General features: G+C 72.8%; 3 protein-coding genes. All 3 read left to right on the top strand.

Features of this window, described 5'->3' with window-relative positions; translation table 11 throughout:
* Positions 1 to 933: hypothetical protein (locus tag KS423_RS44970; protein WP_224285438.1), on the top strand; the 933-nt coding region annotated here is incomplete at its 5' end.
* A 73-nt stretch (positions 934 to 1,006) separates the two neighbouring features.
* Complete coding sequence (locus tag KS423_RS44965; protein WP_224285437.1) at positions 1,007 to 1,228, top strand: type II toxin-antitoxin system VapB family antitoxin; 222 nt, start codon at positions 1,007 to 1,009, stop codon at positions 1,226 to 1,228.
* The gene (locus KS423_RS44960) at positions 1,225 to 1,635 is read left to right on the top strand and encodes a PIN domain-containing protein (RefSeq protein ID WP_224285436.1); all 411 of its coding nucleotides are present in this window, start codon (positions 1,225 to 1,227) and stop codon (positions 1,633 to 1,635) included. Before KS423_RS44965 ends, KS423_RS44960 begins: the two co-directional genes overlap by 4 nt.
* The last annotated feature ends 126 nt before the right edge of the window (positions 1,636 to 1,761 follow it).

Here is a 1,761-nt window from a genome sequence, read left to right as displayed (position 1 = left end):
GCGCTGCCCGCCGCGGCCGCCGGCCGCCCGGCACCGGCCGTGATCTCCGGCCACGCGCCCACCCTGGTGCCAGAGTCGGGCGACTGGGACGCCTCCCACCACCGCTTCCTGCTCGGCTCGCTGCGGCACGGCACCGTCTCCGCCGTCGGCACCGACGGCAGCGTGCGCACCCTGGTGGACGACCCCGCGCTGACCGAGATCGCCGGCCTGCGGATCGACCGGGCCCGCCACCGCGTCCTGGTCACCGACCTCGACAACGGCCTCGGCGAGCGCAGCAGCGCCGCCACCCAGGGGAAGCTCGCCGGGATCGGCGCCTACGACCTGGACACCGGGCGGCAGATCTTCTACACCGACCTCGCCGCGGTCGCCGCCGACGGCGGCAACCACCTCGCCAACGACATCGCGCTCGGCCCCGACGGCACCGCGTACGTCACCGACTCCTTCGCCCCCGTCGTCTACCGGGTGACGCCGGACGGCACCGCCTCCGTCCTGCTGCGCGACCCGCGACTGGCCCCCGCACCCGGCGGGTACGGCCTCAACGGCATCGTCCACCGGGACGGCCGGCTGGTCCTCGGCAAGTGGGACGACGGCACGCTGTGGCAGGTGCCGGTCCGCGACCCGGCCGCCCTGCGGCGGGTCGAGGTGGCCGGCGGTGGTGCCCTGCTCCACCTGGACGGCCTGCTGGGCCGCCCGGACGGCTCCATCGCGGGCGTCACCAACGCCTTCTTGGGAACCGGCCGCGACGCCGAGGTCGAACTGCGTTCGGACGACCACTGGCGCACCGCCCGCCTCACCGCCGTGCGCCCCTCCGTTGACCCGACTCCCACCGCGGTGGTCGCGGGCCCGGCCGGCAGCGTCTACCGGCTCTCCGGCGGCCTCGCCGCCGCCTACGCCGGCCACCCGGCGGACACCTTCACCCTGCGGCGGGTCTGAGCACCCGGCGCCTTTGGGCGATGTTGGTGAGATACAATGCTATGTACATCACCAACATCGTCGGAGGTGCCGGATGTCCGTAACACAGATCGACATCGATGAAGAGGCCCTGGAACGCGCGATGGTCCTCGCCGGTGTCCGGACCAAGAAGGACGCCGTCAACCTGGCGCTGCGCTACTACGCCGAACGGCAGGAACGTGCCGCCCGCATCAGTCGGCACTTCGAGCGGGCGCGACACTGGGGAGCCGTCGCGGACGCCGAGCGGCTGCACCGGGCGGAGAAGGACGCCCGGTGATCTATCTGCTCGACACCTCTGCGCTGTTCAGGCTGCTCGGTGAGCCCAAGGTGCAGGCCGCCTGGTTCGACGCGATCGACGCAGGGTCGGTCGCGTCGTGCTATCCGCAGCGCGCCGAGTTCCTCTACAGCGCGCGCAGCGGCCAGGAGTACGACGAGATCGCCGAGATGTTCGCCGAGCTCTACCCGGACGTCTCCGTACCGAAGAGCGCAGGACGGTGGATCGACACGGTGCAGCGGAGGATGGCGCTCGCCGGCCAGCACCGTAGTGCCTCCGCGGTCGACCTCGTGATCGCGGCGACGGCCGCACACCATGGACTCACGGTCCTCCACGATGACGCGGACTACCGAACCGTGGCACGTCATGCCGCGGACCTGAGCGAGCACAGCATTCTCGACTACGCCTGAGCAGCCCGCGCTCAGGCCGTGAGGGCCCGGGCGGACTCCTGCGCCCGGCGCGCCTCGTCGTGGCGTCGCAGCAGGAGGGCGGCCAGCTCCGGGGCGGGGCCGAGGACGTCCGCCAGGACGTCCGCC

Source organism: Streptomyces sp. LS1784 (genome assembly GCF_020103755.1).
In the GTDB taxonomy this organism is placed as follows: domain Bacteria; phylum Actinomycetota; class Actinomycetes; order Streptomycetales; family Streptomycetaceae; genus Kitasatospora.
The sequence above is the reverse complement of the archived record's forward strand: the minus strand, read 5'-3'. Positions and strand labels throughout refer to the sequence as shown.